Annotated in this window: 22 protein-coding genes and 1 pseudogene; 6 read left to right on the top strand and 17 right to left on the bottom strand. The window is 40.7% G+C overall.

All coding sequences use genetic code 11. From position 1 onward, the window contains the following. Positions 1–44: 44 nt before the first annotated feature. The 3 genes from BW961_RS17140 to BW961_RS17130 all read right to left on the bottom strand — a co-directional run bounded on the left by BW961_RS17140 (position 45) and on the right by BW961_RS17130 (position 2785). Complete coding sequence (locus tag BW961_RS17140) at positions 45–1223, bottom strand: NAD(P)/FAD-dependent oxidoreductase (protein WP_068588612.1); 1179 nt, start codon at positions 1221–1223, stop codon at positions 45–47. A gap of 42 nt (positions 1224–1265) precedes the next feature. Continuing rightward, complete coding sequence (locus BW961_RS17135) at positions 1266–1697, bottom strand: helical membrane plugin domain-containing protein (RefSeq protein WP_068588615.1); 432 nt, start codon at positions 1695–1697, stop codon at positions 1266–1268. Positions 1698–2032: 335 nt separating this feature from the next. Beyond that, complete coding sequence (locus BW961_RS17130; protein WP_068588619.1) at positions 2033–2785, bottom strand: SDR family NAD(P)-dependent oxidoreductase; 753 nt, start codon at positions 2783–2785, stop codon at positions 2033–2035. Between the two features lie 380 nt (positions 2786–3165). Between BW961_RS17130 and BW961_RS17125 the strand changes: the two genes are divergently transcribed. After that, positions 3166–4662 (top strand): peptide MFS transporter, encoded by a 1497-nt coding sequence (locus tag BW961_RS17125; RefSeq protein WP_068588623.1) that lies wholly within the window; start codon positions 3166–3168, stop codon positions 4660–4662. A gap of 435 nt (positions 4663–5097) precedes the next feature. On the opposite strand, the gene BW961_RS17120 is transcribed toward BW961_RS17125, so the two are convergent. From BW961_RS17120 to rlmN, 3 genes are all read right to left on the bottom strand, one after another. Beyond that, positions 5098–5871 carry an AraC family transcriptional regulator gene (locus tag BW961_RS17120; RefSeq protein WP_068588625.1) on the bottom strand — a complete coding sequence of 258 codons (774 nt, stop codon included), beginning with the start codon at positions 5869–5871 and terminating at the stop codon, positions 5098–5100. An 18-nt stretch (positions 5872–5889) separates the two neighbouring features. Beyond that, entirely contained in the window at positions 5890–6471 is a 582-nt protein-coding gene (locus BW961_RS17115; RefSeq protein WP_068588628.1) for a LysE family translocator, read from the bottom strand. 158 nt (positions 6472–6629) lie between these two features. Further along, a complete protein-coding gene (gene rlmN, locus BW961_RS17110) occupies positions 6630–7727 on the bottom strand; it encodes a dual-specificity RNA methyltransferase RlmN (protein ID WP_068588632.1) in 1098 nt (365 codons plus the stop codon). A 349-nt stretch (positions 7728–8076) separates the two neighbouring features. Between rlmN and BW961_RS17105 the strand changes: the two genes are divergently transcribed. From BW961_RS17105 to nagA, 3 genes are read left to right on the top strand one after another with little or no spacing between them, the layout of a single operon-like run. Further along, a complete protein-coding gene (locus tag BW961_RS17105; RefSeq protein WP_068588635.1) occupies positions 8077–8952 on the top strand; it encodes a MurR/RpiR family transcriptional regulator in 876 nt (291 codons plus the stop codon). Positions 8953–8957: 5 nt separating this feature from the next. Continuing rightward, a complete protein-coding gene (gene nagB / locus BW961_RS17100) occupies positions 8958–9683 on the top strand; it encodes a glucosamine-6-phosphate deaminase (RefSeq protein ID WP_068588638.1) in 726 nt (241 codons plus the stop codon). Beyond that, positions 9683–10858 carry an N-acetylglucosamine-6-phosphate deacetylase gene (gene nagA, locus BW961_RS17095; protein WP_068588642.1) on the top strand — a complete coding sequence of 392 codons (1176 nt, stop codon included), beginning with the start codon at positions 9683–9685 and terminating at the stop codon, positions 10856–10858. Before nagB ends, nagA begins: the two co-directional genes overlap by 1 nt. A 385-nt stretch (positions 10859–11243) precedes the next feature. On the opposite strand, the gene BW961_RS17090 is transcribed toward nagA, so the two are convergent. Next, positions 11244–11903: a glycosyltransferase gene (locus tag BW961_RS17090; protein WP_068588645.1), complete on the bottom strand. Its 660-nt coding sequence runs from the start codon at positions 11901–11903 to the stop codon at positions 11244–11246. A gap of 205 nt (positions 11904–12108) precedes the next feature. Between BW961_RS17090 and BW961_RS17085 the strand changes: the two genes are divergently transcribed. Then, a complete protein-coding gene (locus BW961_RS17085; RefSeq protein ID WP_068588648.1) occupies positions 12109–12441 on the top strand; it encodes a heme oxygenase in 333 nt (110 codons plus the stop codon). A 113-nt stretch (positions 12442–12554) separates the two neighbouring features. Here the strand turns inward: BW961_RS17085 and BW961_RS17080 are convergent. The 6 genes and pseudogenes from BW961_RS17080 to BW961_RS17055 all read right to left on the bottom strand — a co-directional run. After that, a pseudogene (locus BW961_RS17080) lies at positions 12555–12815 on the bottom strand (DUF5360 family protein); the annotation flags it as partial. Positions 12816–12896: 81 nt separating this feature from the next. Further along, positions 12897–13256 (bottom strand): DMT family transporter, encoded by a 360-nt coding sequence (locus BW961_RS17075; RefSeq protein WP_068588651.1) that lies wholly within the window; start codon positions 13254–13256, stop codon positions 12897–12899. 8 nt (positions 13257–13264) lie between these two features. Beyond that, positions 13265–13834: a TetR/AcrR family transcriptional regulator gene (locus BW961_RS17070; RefSeq protein ID WP_068589044.1), complete on the bottom strand. Its 570-nt coding sequence runs from the start codon at positions 13832–13834 to the stop codon at positions 13265–13267. A gap of 241 nt (positions 13835–14075) precedes the next feature. After that, complete coding sequence (locus BW961_RS17065; RefSeq protein ID WP_068588655.1) at positions 14076–15527, bottom strand: PTS transporter subunit EIIC; 1452 nt, start codon at positions 15525–15527, stop codon at positions 14076–14078. 29 nt (positions 15528–15556) lie between these two features. Beyond that, positions 15557–16051 (bottom strand): PTS sugar transporter subunit IIA, encoded by a 495-nt coding sequence (locus tag BW961_RS17060; RefSeq protein WP_139331672.1) that lies wholly within the window; start codon positions 16049–16051, stop codon positions 15557–15559. 379 nt (positions 16052–16430) lie between these two features. Then, entirely contained in the window at positions 16431–16787 is a 357-nt protein-coding gene (locus BW961_RS17055; RefSeq protein ID WP_068588662.1) for a nucleotide excision repair endonuclease, read from the bottom strand. 223 nt (positions 16788–17010) lie between these two features. Between BW961_RS17055 and BW961_RS17050 the strand changes: the two genes are divergently transcribed. Further along, complete coding sequence (locus BW961_RS17050; protein ID WP_068588664.1) at positions 17011–18213, top strand: MFS transporter; 1203 nt, start codon at positions 17011–17013, stop codon at positions 18211–18213. 75 nt (positions 18214–18288) lie between these two features. On the opposite strand, the gene BW961_RS17045 is transcribed toward BW961_RS17050, so the two are convergent. The 4 genes from BW961_RS17045 to BW961_RS17030 all read right to left on the bottom strand — a co-directional run bounded on the left by BW961_RS17045 (position 18289) and on the right by BW961_RS17030 (position 21241). Next, complete coding sequence (locus BW961_RS17045; protein WP_068588667.1) at positions 18289–18768, bottom strand: GyrI-like domain-containing protein; 480 nt, start codon at positions 18766–18768, stop codon at positions 18289–18291. Positions 18769–18823: 55 nt separating this feature from the next. Next, on the bottom strand, positions 18824–19771 hold the full coding sequence (locus BW961_RS17040; RefSeq protein ID WP_068588675.1) for a helix-turn-helix transcriptional regulator: 948 nt from the start codon (positions 19769–19771) through the stop codon (positions 18824–18826). A gap of 160 nt (positions 19772–19931) precedes the next feature. After that, on the bottom strand, positions 19932–20741 hold the full coding sequence (locus BW961_RS17035; RefSeq protein ID WP_068589047.1) for an SDR family NAD(P)-dependent oxidoreductase: 810 nt from the start codon (positions 20739–20741) through the stop codon (positions 19932–19934). Between the two features lie 65 nt (positions 20742–20806). Further along, the gene (locus BW961_RS17030) at positions 20807–21241 is read right to left on the bottom strand and encodes a MarR family winged helix-turn-helix transcriptional regulator (protein WP_068588679.1); all 435 of its coding nucleotides are present in this window, start codon (positions 21239–21241) and stop codon (positions 20807–20809) included. Positions 21242–21426 lie beyond the last annotated feature (185 nt).

The raw sequence follows: 21426 nt of genomic DNA, 5'->3' as shown, positions 1-21426 counted from the left end.
CCTCGGCTTACTGTTAATTATTTAACTCATAATGGAATATTCTATTAGTATGCCAATGTGAACAATGCTTTAATATGAGACAAGTAACGAATATTACTTGCTTCTTTCATAAGAGAAGCAGGCATTCCTTTAAGAGGCGTTCCGTTAGCTCCGATCGTTGCAACTGCGTCTTTACGACCCAAGCTTGCAAGTGTTCCAGAGTCAATTGGAGAGAATGCTTCCATAGATTTATTATTCAACTTAGCGAATAGGTTGTACCCAACAAGTTCACCCATCTGCCAAGCGATCTGTGCTGTTGGAGGATAAGGACGTCCTTCTGGACCGAAGAATACTGCACTATCTCCTACAACAAATACGTCTGGGTGAGAAATAGATTGAAGATGTTCATTAACGCTTGCACGTCCACGGTTCACTTCAAGACCTGATTCTCCAACTAGCGGGCTTCCTTGTACGCCACCAGTCCATACAAATGTGTTCGTAACAATCTTGGAACCATCTTTAAGGTCAATCGTATTACCTTCTACATTCGTTACAGCTAGACCTGTTAAGAACTGAACGCCACGTGCTTCCAAACTTTTCGTTGCACGTTCAATCAAATGATCTGGCAACACTGGAAGGATCTTAGGACCTGCTTCTACTAGTAACAATTTCACTGATTTAGGATCTACACCATATTTCTTAGCAAGTGCAGGCATACCATCAGCAATTTCGCCAACTAATTCTACGCCGGAAAGACCGCCACCACCGATAACAATCGTGCCATCAGCTGGGTTATTTGTTCTCGCAAATTCACGAATACGATCTTCAATTTGTTTATGAATGTTGTTTGCATCAGCAGCAGATTTTAACACCATGCTGTTTTGCTCTAGCCCTGGAATACCGAAAAAAGCCGTTTGGCTTCCCAAACCGACAACAAGTGCATCATAAGTTAAAGATGATCCATCTGTAAGTTTAACTTCTTTTTTGTCTACGGAGAAAGATTCAACCTTATTGATCATTAGATCAATGTCTTTCCCTTTGAAAAGTTTCGCTAGTGGCATAGCAATTGCATCTTCAGCAATATTACCAGCTGCAAGACGGTGCAATTCTGTAATGATTTGGTGTGTTGGAGTCTGGTTGATAACTGTCACTTGTGCTTCAGCCTTACTCAAAAATTTACGAAGACTCAAAGCCGTTAAAAGACCACCATAACCTGCACCTAATATAACAATATGTTTTGACATAAGTGTATTATCCTCCGCTCTTACTCATTTATTGTAAACGAACTACTTTTTATTTTGCTCTTCACTAACTTGAAGATAAGCATTAACGAAACGGAACATCTTTTGTGCTTGTGGATCTTTAAGCATTTTCATCAAACCAAATAGGCCGATTACTTCTTGGCTTTTCTCAGCACGATCTTTCGCTTCAATAACATTTGCTGCAACATTCTTCACGGAACCTACTACAGGTCCAACAATTTCTGTTATTGCGCCAACTGTGTCGCTTTTCAGAACATCATCCGTAGCTACGGAATGAGCGAAATCATATGTCTTCGTCATTGCATTAACGATTTCATTCAATTTCGGTAATTGCTGAATTAAAGCAGTTAGAGATTCTTGAACCTCAGGTTTTAATAACTGATCCAATAGATCATTGTTGTCTTTGCTTGTAGACAAAGCTTGTTCAGACGTTGTCTGAGTGATAGATTCTGACATATCTAATTCTCCTTTACGATAAGCAACATTCGCTTTGAATTTATATTATAACTATGATTCATGAGTGTATAATAAATTTGGGAATTTAAAATTCCCTATTAATAATACGACTAACCTCTGATATTATCAAACATCTTTTTTAAAAATTTAAGAAAGTCTACATACCATCTTACACTTAATTCTTATATTTCTCACTGAAATTATTTATTAACCTTCACTGACGCTGATGCTATTATGCACCACAGCTTCTTTAACAATTCCATTACATAACTTTACAAACTAAAAACTGGGCGTACAAATAAATTTGTACGTCCAGATTAATAATCATCAAATTATTATTTAGCTGTAACGCCGCCATCAACAGGAAGTTCAATACCTGTAATATAAGAAGAAGCACTAGAAGCAAGGAATAATACCGCTTGAGCTACTTCAGAAGCTTGTCCAACTCTTGGAAGTGCTGTTTGGGATAGGAACCAAGCTAGCATCTTCTCGTTATCAACCATTTCTTGAGACATCGGAGTCTCAATGAATCCTGGATGAACGGAGTTCACGCGAACATTAAATTTACCATAATCAATTGCTGCTGCCTTAGAAAGCATACGAACTGCTCCTTTAGAAGCTGTATAAGCACCTGCACCACTACCGCCTGTTAGACCAGCAATAGAGGAAATGTTGACGATAGATCCACCATTATTGTCCTTCATATGTGGAACAACGTGTTTCATGCCTAGGAATACACTTGCAACGTTAATGTTCATGACACGATTCCATTGATCCATAGTCGTATCAAGCATATTAACTGCTAAGGAGATACCTGCATTGTTGACCAACACGTCGATTTTACTATATTTTTGAATCGTTCCGTCTACAACCTTGATCCATTCCTCTTCTGAAGCGACATTATGAGCAAAAGCCGTTGCTTCTCCACCATTAGATGCAATTTCTTCCGCAACCGCTTGAACAGCTGCTTCGTTAATATCCGTTAATACAACGATAGCGCCTTCTTTAGCAAGCAAAATTGCCTCTTCGCGTCCCATACCACTACCTGCACCTGTTACAATTGCTACTTTACCGTTTAATACTCCCATGTTTATCCCTCCTAAGATTTAATGAATAATATCGACAATTCTGCAATGAACTATAACTGTCATAGTATTTCCTAAGGTTGTTAGAGTATTACTGAACCGTTTATTACAACAGTATCACAAAAAGTAACCAATTGAAAATAAGTAATCAAATTTTAGATATATCATAAAACCCCTAGGAATTATGCTGTATAAGATCTGAATGACGTCTTCTAACAATTTATGAGTCATGAATTATCGATTTATCGACTGAAGGCTATGTACCGTCAGTCCTTTACTATTTAATAACGTGTACATCAAAGTAACGTTGTGTTTAAGATTTCCTTTTTTGACGTAAAGTAATGTTATATGTACTGAACGTAATACAACAAGGAGGGAATCCTATGCTCGACAGAAACAGACAGAAAATTGTAGAGAGTGTTCCACAGAAAGGTTTTTTTGGACACCCCAAAGGATTGTTCACTTTGTTCTTCACGGAGTTTTGGGAACGTTTCTCGTATTACGGCATGAGAGCTATCCTTGTTTACTATATGTATTATAAGGTTTCGGAGGGTGGATTAGGTCTCGATGAATCAACAGCTCTTGCGATCATGTCAATCTACGGGTCGCTTGTATATATGTCTGGCATTATTGGAGGCTGGCTAGCCGATAGAATATTCGGAACTTCAAAGGCTATATTTTACGGTGGCGTATTAATCATGTTCGGGCATATTATCTTGTCCATACCTGGAAGTATAGGGATGTTCTATATATCTATGGTTCTCATCGTCTTGGGTACAGGATTATTGAAACCTAACGTTTCAAGTGTCGTGGGTGAAATCTACAGTCCTGACGACCTTCGACGAGATGCAGGGTTTAGCATATTCTATATGGGAATTAATCTTGGAAGTTTCCTTGCTCCGCTCATTGTCGGTACTATAGGTATGAAACAAAATAATTTTCACTTAGGCTTCCTCATTGCTGCTATCGGTATGTTTATCGGATTGTTGGTCTTTATATTAACTAAGAAGAACAATCTAGGTCTTGCGGGTACGATTATAGCCAATCCCTTATCTTCTTCAGAAAAGAAAAAAGTCTATACCTACATAACGCTCGGCGTAGTTGTTCTGGCTGTCTTGATTGCTGTCTCCATCCCATTAGGTTATCTAACATTTGATACGTTCATTGCTCTTGTAGGGATATTAGGAATTCTTATTCCAACCCTGTACTTCGTTGTCATGTACCGTAGTCCGAAGACAAAAGCAGTAGAACGCTCCAGACTCCTTGCGTATATTCCGCTATTTATCTCTTCGGTGATGTTCTGGGCCATTCAAGAACAGGGATCAACGATCCTTGCTAATTATGCGGACAAGCGCACACAGTTAAATTTTGCAGGAATTGAACTTTCCCCTGCTTGGTTCCAATCGTTAAATCCGTTGTTCATTATTATTTTGGCACCAGTATTCGCATGGATCTGGGTAAAACTCGGCGTTCGTCAGCCCTCAGTCCCTACGAAATTCTCGCTAGGCTTATTATTTGCAGGCTTATCTTTTCTTGTCATTCTATTGCCTGCTTACTTTGGAGGTAGCCATTCACTGGTTAACCCCCTATGGCTCGTTCTTAGTTATTTCATTATCGTCCTTGGGGAACTATGCTTGTCACCTGTAGGCCTATCCGTCACTACGAAGTTAGCACCTGCTGCCTTCTCAGCCCAAACCATGAGTCTATGGTTCTTATCCAATGCAGCTGCCCAAGCAATTAACGCACAGATTGTTAAATTCTATAGTCCTGCAACTGAGATGCTTTACTTTGGTGTGATTGGGGGAGTAGCTATCGTGCTTAGTGTTGTGCTGTTTATGGTTTCGGGGAGGATACAGGGGTATATGAAGGGTGTAAGGTGAAAATTAAAAGTTATCTGCGAAGAAGTTTTAAAAAGGACTGTGTGGGTGAGCGGCTAAGGTGACGGATTGTCTTTCGATCGCTGTTGTCCTCCAATTTCTTGATTATATACCGCCTATAGCGGTTGAAATTGGAAGACAAAGGCGAACGCTTCGCTTCTACAAGACAATTCCGTCCCCTTCGCTATGTCTGCCTCGATCATTCTGTTTGCGCAAACACTAATATGGCGAAGAGCCAACATAGCCACTTTTAATTTCACCTTTGGTCTGGTGTAAGTACCAACACGCCTCTCCTTTAACAACGGCTCGGGTATAAACAGCAATTATTAAACCTTGCTACATACGTTGGATTGGCGTATTCATTGCTTACTCTGAGAGCATGAAGTGTTCAAGATCGCGCTGCCGAAACAGATCGCTGGATAGAAATAGCACACCCGATCAATGGAGCTGTGACATATATTCATATGCGGTTATTCCAAACACACCTTTAAAGTGCCTATTCAGATGAGTCAGATCCGCGAATCCATATTCCGCTACAGCCGAATATACATCCTTGGTTCTTTCTATCGATTGTTTGGCATGTTCTACCTTGCAATTCAAAAAAAATTGATAGGGGGATATTCCTGTATGTTTCTTAAACGCCCGGATAAACTGATATTTTGACATTTCAAACTCTTCTGAAAGATCGTCCAGTTTAAGGACATTCTCTATACTGCAGTACATCCGTTCCTTCGCTCTATTAACAAGTTCATTATTGATTCTGGCGACTGTATCTATTTGGGTATTGGAGACTAGCTCGACGAGTGTTAACAGCAACTCATGGCACAATGATTCTTCTTTACCATTCTGGATAGCATGGCTAAGCGCTAATATGCATTGCGCCAACTTATCGTCGTATAGGACAGGAGCGGTGAAGCGGAGTTCTTTCTTTCCCAATATCTCTAAAATTAGAGACGGCTTGATATAGAGCATGACATAATCAATGCCTGCTTTATCATAAGAACTGCCGTCATGCGATTGCTCTGGATTAAACAGCATGACGCCATTCTTATGGGATGATTGCAAACTGCCGTCTAGGTTATATTGCTGGATGCCACGTAGGGTTACACCGAGTGCGTATTCCTCGTGGCAATGTTTTTTATAGGTAAACTCAGTAATGCTTGCTGATAGCGCCAAGATATCTACCGATCTTTTATAGTTAAATTTCTCCACGCCTTTACCTCCAACACGCTATAGGATCCCTGATACCATGATTGCAGAGTACACTAAAAAAAGTGCCATCAGGGTATTGAGAACTTTTTGATGATTGTGCAAGAATCTTCTGAATATTCTTCCAAAAACAACCCATGTCGTAAATGCTAAAAATCCGATCAGGGTTATGATGATAACAAACAAGAACAATGCAAGTGATGACGTATAGTAAGGCATAACAAAGGTCGGAATAACGGTTAGTGTAAATAGGACAACTTTAGGATTTACAAATTGCATGAGTAAGCCTGAGACAAAGCTTGTAGTCTGGATATCCTTGGCTTCCGTTGCACCCATCTTATAGACTTGATAAGCAAGGTAGAGCATATATAGACTGCCTATGATCTGCATAATGCTCAGAATATTTGGGAAGACATCAGCAAGAATACGGTTCAACATGGTAGAGACAACAAGTAGCAGTCCAAAACCCATCGTGGCTCCACATACATACTCCATCGCCTTTTTAGCTCCAAAATGTTGCACTGTAGATAGAATAACAATATTAGCAGGCCCAGGTGTAAATGTAGCTACAACACAATAAATTAAAAAGGACGTTATATTCATGGTGACCCCCTGTAAAAGTAGTCCCATCAATATATACTTCATAGCTTGAATGCTTATAGTATATTATTGCAGATCGATTCCCGACTTGTACGAATAACAAAAATGGCTGTGCTGTCCTTGTTAAGGAACGGCACAGCCATTTCTTGAAGCCTATGCAATCAACCCAATGCGAATCGATCTTGATCGGATATATCATCTTCCGATTCTTTCATCTTTTTACTTCTTAACTGTCCGCACGCGGCATCGATATCTGCGCCATGTTCAAGGCGGACTGTACAGTTGATATCGTTCTTCTTCAATGTATCATAGAACGCTAGAATGGCTTCTTGATCACTTCTCTGATATTGACTATGTTCATCCACTGGATTGTATGGAATTAAGTTGACGCTTGCGAGATTCTTCTTGTCTTTAATGAGTTCCGCAAGTTCGAGTGCATGCTCCTTACGATCATTTACATCTTTTAACAGAATGTATTCGAACATAATTCTCCGATTGGTCTTCTCCAAATAGTACTCCACGGCGTGCATTAACTTCGCTATCGGGAAGGCACGATTGATAACCATAATCTTCGTCCGAAGCTCATCATTCGGCGCATGTAAAGAGATGGCTAGGTTTACTTGAAGATCAGCATCGGTGAATTGAATGATTTTGTCCGGCAGACCACTAGTGGATACTGTGATACGTTTCGCACCAATAGCTAACCCTTTGTGATCCTTAACCACCTGTAAGAAATCAACCAGATTATTGAAGTTGTCGAAAGGTTCGCCAATCCCCATCACAACAATATGACTTACTTTTTCATCTAACTGAGCTTGATCTAGAAGTTGCTGAACTTTGATAATCTGTTCTACAATTTCACCAGCAGTTAAGTCACGACTCTTCTTTATTAGACCACTCGCGCAGAAGCTACAGCCAATATTACAGCCCACTTGGGTCGTAACACACACGGCTATACCGTATTTTTGTCTCATCATAACTGTCTCAATGAGATTGCCATCGTATAATTTGAAGAGGAATTTAACGGTTCCATCCGTTGATTCTTGCTTCACGTGTTCCGTCAAGGTCTGAATGACAAAGTGATCAGAAAGTAACTGGATACAATCTTTATTCACATCATCCATTACTGAGAAGTCTGTTACCCGCTTACGATACAGATAGTCCCAGACTTGAGTTGCTCGAAATTTCTTATGACCATATTCCGACAGCCATGCTGTCAATTGTTCTAATGTTAATCCATAAATGGATGGTTTATTCATTACTATATCCTCTTTTCAAACGATAAAATTCGTCCTATTCTTCTAAGTAGCCAAAGCTAACCATATGTCTATGATTGTCTCAAATTTTGATTACTAAAACAAGAGGAAGCCCACTGCCATCTCCTGTATACGATCTTGGTTTGTCACTGGCTTAATTTGTGTATGTCTACGTGCTCTATTCATATGTAGCGCTTGTTGTAAATACACATCTTTTCCATCGAAAACAAGTTGCATCCATACAGCAGTTATATTATGATTAGGGTGAAAATAGTTTTCTTGTTTATGTACATATTTACTGAAATAATTTTAAAACACTTCTTAGCAAATACTAAAAATTGGAGGTGCATTTATAGCGACTATCCTTCACACCATCCAGCGTCAATTATCTAAGTTATCCCCTTTAGAGCGTAAATTAGCGGAACGTATTCTTGCGGCTCCAAGCGAAGTTGTTCATATGGGCATTACGGAATTAGCAGAACAATCTGCTGTCAGCCCAGCTACGATCACACGTTTTTGCAAAGTGTTTCATTTCAAAGGATTTCCCGATTTCAAGGTACATCTAGCATCTGAAATAACACAAGGGGGACCAGAAGAAGAATCTTATTCTTCTGCATACCAAGATATTGTCGCAGGTAATCCTTTATCTCTCATCGTAGAGGCCATACAAGCTAATCATCTAGCATCGATTAGGGATACAACCTCCTTACTGGATCTAACCAAACTAACAAAAGTAGTGGATTGGCTGTGTGGTGCACGTAGGATTGACCTATACGGGATGGCAACTTCCTCTATTGTAGCCCAAGACTTTTATCAAAAATTGATTCGTATCGGTGTGAATTGTACTTCGTTCGCCGATTCTCACATGCAAATTACATCCGCATCGACTTTAGGTCCTGATGATGTCGCGTTTGCCGTATCTTATTCTGGAGAAACACCAGAGACCATCGATGCACTCACTTGTGCACGCAACAACGGAGCAACTACGATTTCCCTGACTTCTTATGGAAGTAATACTTTGGCGTCGCTAGCTGATCTTCCACTGTTCTCTTCTTCTTTAGAACAAGGCATGCGGCGTGGAGATATGGCATCACGTATTGCGCAACTTCATATTATCGACATTCTCTTCACAGGGATGGTTAGCAAGCAATTTGGGGACTTTGTTCCCAAGCTAGAGCAATCCTATATTAATGTTCAACAATATCGTAATAAACGAGGAGGCCATTGAGCCATATGAATATATTCACTTTTAAAACAGAAGAAGATTTCGTGCAAACCGGAGCCAATCTAATCGCTAGTCTAGTACAAAGCAAACCAAATGCCATTCTTGGACTTGCTACAGGTAGCTCTCCAATTGGTATCTATACACGTCTAGCTGAAATGAATAAAAAGGGACTTGTAAGCTTCTCCCAAGTATCTGCATATAACCTTGATGAGTATGTTGGGATATCTGGCGATCACTCACAAAGTTACAAAACTTTTATGAAGGAAAACCTCTTTAACCATATCGATATCGATCTACAAAACACACATATCCCGAACGCCAATGCAGAAGATCTTGAAGCTGAATGTAAAGCTTATGACCTTGCGCTTGAGCAAAATGGACCTGTTGATATTCAAATTCTAGGTATTGGTTCCAATGGCCATATCGGCTTCAATGAACCTGATGATCATCTTTACGGCGGTACGCATGTGATTGATCTAATGGAAGAAACACTAGAAGCTAATGCTCGCTTCTTCGCTTCACTTGATGAAGTACCTAAGCAAGCAATCACAATGGGTGTAGCTAGCATTATGAAAGCCCGCCAGATTATCCTACTTGCACGTGGTGCTGGGAAAGCTGAGGCTGTAAAAGCTGCTCTTCAAGGGCCAATTACGACACAATGCCCTGCTTCCTTACTACAGTGTCACCCAAATGTCATCGTTCTTCTAGATGAAGAAGCAGGAAGTTTACTATAATGAGTAGCACAACAGGACAACTTTTTTACGGAAAAGTGCTGACACCCCTTGGTCTTATTGAAAATGGCGTAATCGCCGTATCAGGAACGACCATTTCATATGTTGGCGAGCGTAAAGATCTCCCGAGCGATTATGCAGAGTGGTTAACCGTTCCTACAGAAGAGAATGGCCTACTTATCCCCGGGTTCGTAGATGTTCACGTACACGGTGGGGATGGACATGATTTCATGGACAGCGATCGTGAAACCTTGGATGCGATTACTCGCTTCCATAGTTCCCAAGGAACAACTACGATGCTTGCAACGACCATGACTGCACCCAAAGCAGACATTGATAATGTGCTACGCGAAGTGAATGCTTACCGTTCAGAAGATATGCCATTCGCTCAATTAGCGGGGGTACATCTCGAAGGACCGTTCATCAGTCCGCAATGGCCTGGTGCTCAGAACCCTGAACATATCGTGCTTCCGAATGTTAGCTGGTTGGAAGCATGGGAACAACAATACCCTAATCTTATTCGCCAAGTTACACTTGCACCTGAGCGTGATGGTGCTCTTGAGGTCATCTCATGGTTGCGTGATAAGGGTATTACACCAGCACTTGGACATACCGATGCCACGTATGATCAAGTCATTGCCGCAGTTGAGGCAGGACTCTCTCAGGCGGTTCATGCATTTAATGCTATGACTCCTTTACATCATCGTAAACCTGGTACTGCGGGAGCTGTACTCGGCGATCAACGGATTGCCGCAGAACTAATCGCTGATGGTATCCATGTCCATCCTGCTGTGATGTCTATCCTGGCACGTATGAAAACAGAATCTAATCTAATACTCATCACCGATGCGATGTCTGCAGCTGGACTTGGCGACGGCGAGTACACATTAGGTGATCAACCCGTAAATGTATCTGGAGGCATTGCGACACTTAAGAATAACGATGGCGCGCTTGCTGGAAGTACATTAACGATGATCCGTGGTTTCCGTAATCTAATCGCAGACGTAGGTCTTACTCTTGAAGAAGCTTCCGAAGCTGCCAGTCTAAATCCTGCGATTTCGCTTGGATTAGACCAATACATCGGATCACTTGAAGCTGGTAAACACGCTGATATTCTTCTGTTAGATGCTGAGTTGAGCCTTCGTAATGTGTGGGTACAAGGACGACAAATCGTGTAACTAACGCTTCACAACAAGCGTGTGATAGAACTTAAAAAACGCAGCAACCCCTTCGGGAATGCTGCGTTTTTGCGTACCATAGAGCATGCTTACAACAGTTCACTTTAAATGAAACCCAGAAAAATGGTCGCTCATTGGAGGATGTAGCTTTTTCAAACTTTTCTACGAATACTTCATAGATATATAGCTAAAAAAGCAATAAGCGTAACTGCGCTTATTGCTTTTTTAATAAATATTCAGTGTTGTTCCATTCCATTCTGAGTGCTCAGGATTCTGTATTCTATATCCATAAACGCATACTTTCTCGTTCGATTGCTTAGCGGAAATTCCACACTCCAAAGAGAACCGTTAAATAGATTGAACTAAAAGTCAGGCCTCATATCTTTCATTTAAACCGATCAGGGAATTGCTTAACAATCCCTTCTGTAAGAATATCTGCAAATTCGACCATATGATCCACGCCTTTATCAAAAGCAATCGTCTCAGCATCCCAATCCTTCTTAAGTCTTGCTGTGACATCGTCTATGATTAGTTGCAAGTGTTCATACATCATGTCCTTGATCACTTTTTCCGACCAATACGGATTCACACTACTAAGAAATTTAGCGATATCATCTGCATTTCTGTGCCATTCTTTATTGTACTTTTCTAGATTCGCCTGATTTCCAGCTTTAGCTGCATCTAATACTTTTCCCGCAAGTAGAATATGCTCTCGCAGTAGTTCAGCGAACTTATTCCCAACTTCTTCGCCATAATATGGCTTAATCAGATTCCCAATATCCTGCTGATTTCGTAGAAGTCTTTCAAGTACTTTCTGTTGATCCGCCAACCCTTCGAGGGCACTTACGATGTAGCTTCTGGTCCATACGACATGGTCGATCCATGACCTCCTCAAGTCCTCTTTAAGCTTCACCTTGGCAGGGCTCAGACAATCTTTATGCGCAGCATGGGTTTGCTCATATTCCATAGCTTGGACACTTAATGGTGCTACACTCGTAATAAAGATCACACATAACATCGTTAATTTCAAAAACTTGCTTTTCATATATGTACCTGCTCCCTTAACATAAATTAACTCAAAGCTACATCTTGCTTTATTGTGCACTTATTAACTTATTTCATTCGTTAAGGGATTACTTAAAAGTGGCTCCATTTGCTTTTGCTATTTAAAGGATTAAAATTAAGAAGATAGTTCCAATATTACACAACGGGTTAAACCCGTTGAAATTTGATAAAGGGAGCGATGTATCGTGATTATTGTAACGAACAGAATGAAAGTAAAAAAAGGTATGGGTGCAGCCATGGCGCCAAGATTTACAGCACCAGGTCCCTTGGATTCTACAAAAGGTATGATAAAGGTAGAGGTCTTGCTTACACAAAACCTGCCTGATTATGATGAATTGAGCGTAAATACGTATTGGGATACGCAGGATGACTTTACGGCATGGAGAAACAGTGATGCTTTCAAAGCATCTCACAAACGTCCAGAACCAAGTCCAGATGCTGCTCCCAAAGAATCACCTATTATTAGTAATGAAATTATTACGTATGAAGTAGCATCAACAAAAGAAATCGCTAAATAGTAAATTACCAAAAAGAGGCTAGCCCGTGATGTATCCCGAGCTAACCTCTTTTTCTATTTATTCCAATGAGAAGAGTGATAGCGAGTCGCTTTGTGTTATTTTAAACGACGAGCTATATAATATCCCTGAGATACCAATCCCGAGCAGAATGTCAATACGAGCGATATGAACGCAAATCCCTGCCATGGTGAGCGCTGTTTACGATATAAATACAAGCTGTAGAGACCCGTGAACGAGATCATAATATCTAATGGAAAGAACGACCAGTTCCAAGCTATGATGATCGGATTATCATAATCTTTAAATGCCCAACTTGTCGGAATGATGTGAAAATAAGTGACAATCCAATACACAATAAATCCGATGTCTGTCATGAGGAAAAAGGGCGGCTTTAATCATCTCATCCTTAACCTCCAACGTATATAAAAATGATAGTGTCGCTTATCTTCAAATTCCTACTCGATGGACTTGCTTACCGTTGGAACCGGATCAGAAGTCTTCTCTGAACTAAGATTCAATGTGATGACCCCTATGACGATCAGTGCAATAGAAATTACCTTAGTCACATTAACACGCTCTCCAAAATATACAAATCCAATGATTGTAATAGCTACAATCCCCACACCGGACCAAATCGCATATACAGTAGACACTTCAAGCTCCTTCAACGTCAATGTTAGAAATACAAAACTACAAATATAGAAGACCACAAGTAGGACGCTAGGTTGCCATTTGGTGAATCCTTCCGACAACTTCATACTCAGCGTTCCACCCACCTCAAATACAATCGCCAAACATAAATATAACCAATGCATACGAATCCTCACCCTCTAATGTGTTGTTGTGTGGTAATACCGTATAACAGAATATCTACCACCGATTGAAGAATATCCCTCATCGTCATATCATCTTTCAAATTGGACAATGGATCATAAATTTGATTGATCGCGCTCAAGTAAAGTTCAATAAATAATGGCAAGTGGATGTTCCGGATTACGCCCTGTTCTATCCCTTGCTTCATTAATTCCAACATGATGGTCCATTCCTCCTTTAAGAAGGAATCGAGAATTTGCCACTGCGAATAATGGGCATTCTGTAATTCTGATAACAACCTCATATCCAATCCTGCGAACTCCTCCGGGATGCACACTAACATCTGCTCGATCTTTTGTAGCACATCAAGCTGTTCATCTTCTGCAATGCTTTGTTCTCTTTCCTTAATCTCTAAAATAAGTCTGTTCACAATATGCTCGACGATGTCGTCTTTGGATGTAAAGTGCTCATAAATTGTTCGTTTACTAATCGCAACCTGCTTAGCTACATCACTAAGGGTAAAGGTAAAGCCCTTTTGTTGAATCAAGACTATAGTGCCATTAATGATTCTATCCTTCACATACTCTCCTCCGCTTGGTACCCATTTTTCATTTACAGTACCAATATATGTCATTATATACCATTTATGATCAATAACAAGTTATTCCCCCTTATAAAATTACACATAATCGCACCATCCATCATTTCTGATTATTTCATTCACGAGAAAAAACGTGGTGATTACTCCCAACTAGGAGCGATCACCACGTTTGTTATTCATAACCATTAGTTAGACTAAGTCTATTTACTAGCTATATTTACTACAAAATGTCATTAATTTCGTCCTTGATCGTTTCGGATTGTGGACCGAATACGACTTGAACTGCGCCTTTTCCAAGTCTCATAACGCCAGCAGCACCAAGTTGCTTAAGACCAGCGTCGTTAACTACTTTCTCATCTTTAACGATGAGACGAAGACGTGTAATACAAGCATCAACGGACTCAATGTTGCTAGATCCGCCTAGTTGGGACAAGATTTTAGCAGCGCGGCTGTCCCCAGATATGGCACCGGAAGCTGAACCTTCAAGCTCAACAACTTCATCCTCACGACCCGGTGTTTTGAGGTTAAACTTCACAATTAGGAAGCGGAATACCACATAATACACCACTGCGGTTACTAGACCAATTGGTATCAATAGCAATGGCTTCGTAGCTAGTTGATAGTTGATTGCATAATCGAGGAAACCTGCCGAGAAACCAAAGCCGAGCTTCATACCCATTGCATAAGATATAAAAGCAACAGCACCTGATAAAACAACATGCACACCGTAAAGTAAAGGTGCAACAAACATAAAGGCAAATTCTAAAGGCTCAGTAATACCAGTCAAGAATGAAGCAAATGCTGCACCGATAAAGATAGATCCAATTGCTTTGCGTCTTTCTGGCTTAGCCGTATGAATAATGGCAAATGCAGCAGCTGGAAGACCGAACATCATGACTGGGAAGAATCCTGTCATAAACATACCTGCTGAGGGATCCTTAGCGAAGAAGCGAGTTAAGTCACCATGAACGACATCGCCAGCAGCATTTACGAAATCACCAATTTGGAACCAAACGATTGAGTTAATGATATGATGAAGGCCAAATGGTACTAAGAGACGGTTAGCAACCATATGAATGGCAGATCCTACTCCACCGAGACCTGTAACCCAGCCACCGAATGTATCAAGAGCCGCTTGAACAGGACCCCATACAAGACCACATACCAGACCTACAACGACCATTGTGAACGCTGTAGCCATAGGTACGAAACGTTTTCCACCGAAGAATCCGAGCCAGTCTGGTAGCTTGATTTTATGATATTTCTTATAAAGACCTGCTGCGATACAACCTACCAAGATACCGCCGAGAACACCCATGTTCAATTTAGTATCAGCTGATTGCATTAATTCAGGGAATATTCCTGGTACAATTAGAAGTACTTTAGCCAAGATCATATACCCGATTACTGCTGATAATGCTGCTACAGCATCGCCTGCCAATCCAATTGCAACCCCAACTGCGAAGATTAGCGGGAGGTTATCGAATATCGTACCTCCGCCCGCATTCAGAAACGGTGCAACGTAAGTATTTAAGAAACCCCCTACACTGTCCCCCATGTGAAAATCCTTAATGTAATCGACGTTACCGAAACGCATTAGGATGGCTGCAGCCGGTAATGTAGCAACTGGAAGCATCAGCGACTTACCGATTTTTTGGAGAAATGCTAACATGAATGAATCATCCTTTCCTTTTTATAATGCTATGACTTTATAACCGCCTTCAAAATGACGCTACTACCTGCTTGAACAGGTCCGGTGATTAATTCTAAGTCGCTTGTCACATCATCCACGTTCGTTACAATAATCGGGGTAATGACGGGATAACCTGCCGCTTTGATCTTCTCGATGTCGAATTCAATTAATACTTGTCCTGCCTTAACCTTATCTCCAGTAGCTACGTGAGAGATAAAACCTTCACCCTTGAGAGATACCGTGTTTACGCCAATATGGAATAGGAATTGCAACCCCGCGGGATGCTCCAACATGATCGCATGTTTGGATTTAATGATATGAGCAACCGTTCCGTCAAACGGAGCGATGAGCTTTCCTTCTGTCGGTTCAATAGCGACCCCGCGACCCATATGGCCACCGGCAAACGCCTCATCAGGGACCTTAGTAAGTGCAACCGCATTACCTGTTACAGGAGCGTAAATATCAACAACAACGTTCTCTTCTTTTTTCTTTTTCCAAAACATAAGTATTCCTCCTAATCCGGATTAACGGATGTCTATTCTTTAGTGTGCTACATTTACTATTACACTATCCCCGTCCATTTAACTCACTCTACATAACGGGAATTTTTAAATAAACATTAAAATGAGCCAAGGAAAGGGACCTATTACTTCTAGGTTCGCTTTCCTTGGCTCATGCCCATTAATATTAACGGTAACACACCAAGTGAATTCGTTTTTTTATTATGACCCTATAATAATTCATGGTTATGGCATCCGTCAACAACAAAATGTAAGCGCCTTTATTTTATATAAGATCAATTAAGCTCTGCCGCTTTATAGCGACCAAAAAAGCAACAAGCAGTCACACTTGACGACACTTATTGCTTCTAAATTCATCCATTTATTTATATAATACTTTGTCTATATTGTATTTGGCTTTGTATTCATTAATGATATACGTTTCATAGATTTCTCTATGAACAGGATCACCGATGAGACACACATCAATTTTAGTAACTTCATCTCTATTCATCTTGATTACGGAAACCGTATCTTCAAAATGTTTCTTAATTCTTGGTCTAAGCTTTCTCGCTTTACCTACGAACAACAATTCATCTTGATCGTTGTAGAACATAAAGATACCACCCATGTCTCTCGGAATCAGGTGAAAGTCAGTAAATCCGTAAATATTACTTAGCTCAGGATTAATCTGTTTAGTTATGCTAACATGTGGTTCTGGAACGATTATGTTTATCATTATAGCTCACTTCCTCATTCTATATAGGTGTAAATTCTATCACATATCCCAGTATAAAACCATGCACAACTACCTTACGATTCACCCGACCGTTCTACTTAAATATTTCCCTTGATAATATATACATAAACCTAAATAATTAAGATATATCACAATTTGTCGAATCTACATCATCATGAGATGAAGCTTCAATACATACAGAAGAAAGGTTGAACGTTACAGCATGGATTTAACTCAAAGCTTTCCTAAGAAATCAGCGTTAAAAAAAGAGCCGTTTCCCATTTCTATCCTATCTCTTACCGTTGGTGCTTTTGCCATTGGTATGACTGAATTTGTCATTATGGGTCTTCTACCCAATGTGGCTCAGGATTTAAATGTTAGCATTCCAACAGCAGGACAACTGATTACGATGTACGCCCTCGGGGTAGCTGTTGGTGCGCCTATATTAACGCTCCTTACCCAGCGAATTCCACAAAAGAAGCTCCTATGTCTGCTCATGGTATTATTCATTCTTGGCAATGTTATCTCTGTCGTTGCTCCGAGTTATGCCGTGTTAATGGCAGCTCGCTTGATTACAGCATTAACTCATGGGACTTTCTTTGGCGTCGGAGCAGTCATTGCATCCAATCTAGTCCAGCCGAATAAGCGAGCCGGAGCTGTATCCATTATGATGGCTGGCTTAACCATAGCAAATATTGTTGGTGTACCACTTGGTACTTTTATAGGACAACATATGGGTTGGAGGTCATCATTTGGCGCTATTGCAATCATGGGTGTAATAGCACTGATTGGTATCATTATCTTTATTCCACAAATCCGCCAAGATAAACCGGCCAGTATCAAACAGCAAATATCTGCTTTGGCCAAACCGAAGTTACTTCTATATCTACTAATTGGAGCATTAGGTAACGCCAGTTTATTCACGGTATTTACGTATATTAACCCACTGCTTCAAGAGGTCAGCGGATTTGCTGAACATAGTGTAACTTGGATTCTCGTTCTATTCGGCTGTGGTGTGACCATCGGCAATATCTTGGGTGGTAAGCTTGCGGACTGGAAATTGATGCCGTCCATATTGGGGCTTTACTTCTCGGTAGCCATCATCTTAACGATCTTCACCTTCACGGTTCATAGTCCCATTGCTGCCGTAGCGACGATTTTCTTGTGGGGTGTTGCTTCCTTTGCAGTCATGCCGGGACTTCAGGTGCGGATTATGAGCTTGGCTCAGGACGCGCCCGCACTTGCTTCTACCTCTAGCCATTCAGCGGGTAATCTAGGGAATGCATCAGGAGCTTTCATTGGTGGTTGGGTCATTACACATCTAGCCATTACATCGCTTCCTTGGGTTGGGGCAATCCTTGTTGGTCTAGGTCTAATTCTTGGAATAGCGTGTTATATCGTAGAGCGTAAGGAAGTTAAGGTGTGATCCTAGTTATATCATGCAACAATATGAAGACCCAGCTTCGGTGTAGAAGCTGGGTCTTTGCCTTATTTTAAATCATTATTGAATCGCAATATAAATTTGCACTACCGCATGGGTTGGGTCAAAGTTCCCAGCATCATAAAGCTCATAATCTCCAGTGAAGGTTCTTACTTCCTCTGATTCTTTGAAATAAGACCAAATCTCTCCCCAGCATTGCGCGACCACTTCATACACTGGACCCTTGTTTGTCGTAAAGACGAGATACTTACTCTCTGGTATGACCATAGGATGATCGTTGTTATCAGCAAGGCCATCCTCACCCACTTCATGCCCTATTACAACGGTATATGCGCCCGATGCATCACTTTCATAATCGGTGTATAAGGCATAGATAAGATGAGGGTTATTGATCCCCTTCTGTGATCCCAAGTTACTCTGAAAGTATGTATCCCATAGCTTCGATAATTGTCCATTCGGTCCTAATTCTTCAGCATTCGTCGTACGCACACTCACACCAGTTATTGTGATTTGCGGTTGTTGAACAGTAAAAGTATTCATGATTCGCCCTCTTTTCCTTGAATATAAATTGATTATACGTTGGAAAAGTGGACACCTATCTGTCTACGTTAATATACCGCTCCATAATTCTTTGTGCCCGTCGCACGACTTCCTCCGCTACACAAGCCGGATGCTGTACTTTGACATGTTCACCATAACTCAAGATCATGCCGTAGAACCAATCATCTTCCGCAAACTCACCCATCACTTGAATGGACCCATCTTCGAGTACAGAGACCATCTCCGGATCAAAAGAATCAACGATACGATAACGAACTTTACGATGAAAGTTTAGTATCATCTCATGCCTAACATCCGTCGACCACTCCGCCTCCCATACGTAACCATCTAAGGATGGCGTCTCACGGCGCACACTCTGCTCCATTAACGTCCGCAACTCATGGATACGAGATAACCGAAACACCCTGAAATCCTGCCGTAGTGTGCAGTATGCATGCAGATACCACACATATCCTTTGAGAATTAATGCCGATGGCTCAACAACTCTCTTACTCTCTTGTCCATTCATGTTCAAATATTGAATGCTTACCTTGCGTGTTTCCTCTATCGCCTGTTTCAATGTATTCACTTTATCTCGTTCAGCAGGACTCTGTCCCCATGGGTTGAAATCAAAGATAATTCCCGCTGTGGATTGTTCGGTGCTTATAGTGTCAGATCTACTAAGTAGCGCCTTAACCTTCTCAAGAAGACTAGCAAACTTACTGTCATCCACAATCCCAGTGATTCCTTTGACTACAGAGACCATCGTGTTGATTTCGTTAAGGGTTAGGAACTGGCGAGCAATCGTATATCGCTCCATAATCTCGAATCCACCCGATGTCCCTTGATGTGCCACAATAGGAATACCTGATTGATTCAATGTCTCCATATCTCTGTAAATCGTCTTGGTTGAAACTTCAAAGCGATCAGCTAACTCCTTAGCACTAACTCGTTCACGGTTGAGCAGCAATATTGTCATCGCCAATAAGCGATCAATTTTCATTGTTTCTCCCCTAGTCTATTTTCATAGAAATTTTCTAGTGTTACATGATTCTGACTTCAATTATGTCAGCGAAACGAATGCTAATCAATGACTAATAATAAAATTATCCACGACAAAAAAGCCTAAGGCAATGAAGCCCTAAGCTTGTCATGAACTATAATTATTTAGATTGCGTTTGCGCCATAAGTTCTTTGAAATCTGGAATCGTTGGGTTAGCAAGATAATGTCCGCCCTCAACTTGAATCGTCTGTCCTGTGATGAATTTAGATTCATCAGAAGCCAAGAATAGAACCGTATTACCGATATCATCAGCTTCACCATGATAAGGTAGAGCATTATATTTCATGAACATATCCAATAAAGCTTCTGACATATTATTCTTAGCTGCTGGCGTCAAGATTAGACCTGGTGCAACGCCGTTACAACGAATATTATCTTTACCATACTGTGTAGCGATATATTTCGTAAGCTGCACAACGGCTGCTTTAGAAGCACCATATGCGGAACGTACAGAGTCTGAAGCGAACGCAGCCATGGATGCCGTATTAATAATAGAACCTCCACCTGCTTTGATCATATGTGGAATTGCGAAGCGGCTTCCTAATAGAACACTCTTCACGTTTACATTCATAAGACGATCCCATTCATCCAAATCGATGTTAACGACATCAAGGTCTTTTCTCAAATTACTTGAACCCACGTTGTTATAAAGAATCGTAATTGTACCGTATTCTTTCACTGTGAATTCAACAGCTTCTTTGATCGATTCTTCTTTAGAAGCATCCAAGAATATTGCTGTAGCTTCGAAACCTTGGTTTTTAATATCCTGTGCGACTTCTTTCGCAGCATCGAGATTGTAATCACCGATAACGACTTTTGCGCCTTCTTTAGCCAATAATACCGATGTTGCCAAACCAATACCTGATGCTCCTCCAGTAACTAATGCAACTTTTCCTTCTACTCTTCCCATTGCCATTTATGTCGACCCCTTTGTTGTGTTTTTAAATAAGATAAATTATGAATTGAAAACTATCATTATTCTTCATTATGATCAAAGTTCTTTAATAACTTCGCATAGATATTGATGAGCTGCTGCACTTCTTCCTCGCTAAGTACCTTGAACAATTCAACATGCAGTTCTCGCCCTTTTTGAATCGCTTGTTGCTGTACCTCTAAACCCTTGTCTGTAATCGATAGAAACACATTCCGTCGATCATTCTCGTTATACTTCCGCTCCGCAAGACCTAATTTAATGAGGCGATCTGCAATACTGGTTATTGCACCCGGTGAGTATCCCAACTTCTTCGATAAAGTAGTATGTTTTTGGGTACCCCTTAATTTCAATTCAGTTAACACGAGAACCGGGGAAATCCCTATATTGTAATCAAAAGACTTCATCCAGCGAATAATCGCTTCATTCGTAAACAATTCTCCTGAACGTATCAACTTAAAAATATCGGTTTGTCCCAAAGTAGTCTCCTTTATAGTCGGGTGAAATCCATGGTTTGTCCTGTAGAACAAGATGTTGAAGGACGCATCATAATCCAAATCCGCTTAATAAATCATCTCCTTATTGTCCAATACCATAACATCTTAACATTAAAACGTTTAGTAGTAAAATACTTATATTTTAGATATCCATTTATTGAAAATAT

It is taken from the genome of Paenibacillus macquariensis (assembly GCF_900156375.1).
Taxonomy (GTDB): domain Bacteria; phylum Bacillota; class Bacilli; order Paenibacillales; family Paenibacillaceae; genus Paenibacillus_AQ; species Paenibacillus_AQ macquariensis.
The sequence above is the reverse complement of the archived record's forward strand: the minus strand, read 5'-3'. Positions and strand labels throughout refer to the sequence as shown.

What these genes read in the sequence shown, in the direction of transcription:
- BW961_RS17050 (WP_068588664.1), top strand. Translation starts at nt 17,011, where the DNA reads ATGGATTTAACTCAAAGCTTTCCTAAGAAATCAGCGTTAAAAAAAGAG.
- BW961_RS17035 (WP_068589047.1), bottom strand. Translation starts at nt 20,741, where the DNA reads ATGGGAAGAGTAGAAGGAAAAGTTGCATTAGTTACTGGAGGAGCATCA.
- BW961_RS17060 (WP_139331672.1), bottom strand. Translation starts at nt 16,051, where the DNA reads ATGTTTTGGAAAAAGAAAAAAGAAGAGAACGTTGTTGTTGATATTTAC.
- BW961_RS17045 (WP_068588667.1), bottom strand. Translation starts at nt 18,768, where the DNA reads ATGAATACTTTTACTGTTCAACAACCGCAAATCACAATAACTGGTGTG.
- BW961_RS17140 (WP_068588612.1), bottom strand. Translation starts at nt 1,223, where the DNA reads ATGTCAAAACATATTGTTATATTAGGTGCAGGTTATGGTGGTCTTTTA.
- BW961_RS17075 (WP_068588651.1), bottom strand. Translation starts at nt 13,256, where the DNA reads ATGCATTGGTTATATTTATGTTTGGCGATTGTATTTGAGGTGGGTGGA.
- BW961_RS17090 (WP_068588645.1), bottom strand. Translation starts at nt 11,903, where the DNA reads ATGAAAAGCAAGTTTTTGAAATTAACGATGTTATGTGTGATCTTTATT.
- BW961_RS17115 (WP_068588628.1), bottom strand. Translation starts at nt 6,471, where the DNA reads ATGAATATAACGTCCTTTTTAATTTATTGTGTTGTAGCTACATTTACA.
- BW961_RS17055 (WP_068588662.1), bottom strand. Translation starts at nt 16,787, where the DNA reads ATGATAAACATAATCGTTCCAGAACCACATGTTAGCATAACTAAACAG.
- nagB (WP_068588638.1), top strand. Translation starts at nt 8,958, where the DNA reads ATGAATATATTCACTTTTAAAACAGAAGAAGATTTCGTGCAAACCGGA.
- BW961_RS17130 (WP_068588619.1), bottom strand. Translation starts at nt 2,785, where the DNA reads ATGGGAGTATTAAACGGTAAAGTAGCAATTGTAACAGGTGCAGGTAGT.
- rlmN (WP_068588632.1), bottom strand. Translation starts at nt 7,727, where the DNA reads ATGAATAAACCATCCATTTATGGATTAACATTAGAACAATTGACAGCA.
- nagA (WP_068588642.1), top strand. Translation starts at nt 9,683, where the DNA reads ATGAGTAGCACAACAGGACAACTTTTTTACGGAAAAGTGCTGACACCC.
- BW961_RS17125 (WP_068588623.1), top strand. Translation starts at nt 3,166, where the DNA reads ATGCTCGACAGAAACAGACAGAAAATTGTAGAGAGTGTTCCACAGAAA.
- BW961_RS17135 (WP_068588615.1), bottom strand. Translation starts at nt 1,697, where the DNA reads ATGTCAGAATCTATCACTCAGACAACGTCTGAACAAGCTTTGTCTACA.
- BW961_RS17040 (WP_068588675.1), bottom strand. Translation starts at nt 19,771, where the DNA reads ATGAAAATTGATCGCTTATTGGCGATGACAATATTGCTGCTCAACCGT.
- BW961_RS17065 (WP_068588655.1), bottom strand. Translation starts at nt 15,527, where the DNA reads ATGTTAGCATTTCTCCAAAAAATCGGTAAGTCGCTGATGCTTCCAGTT.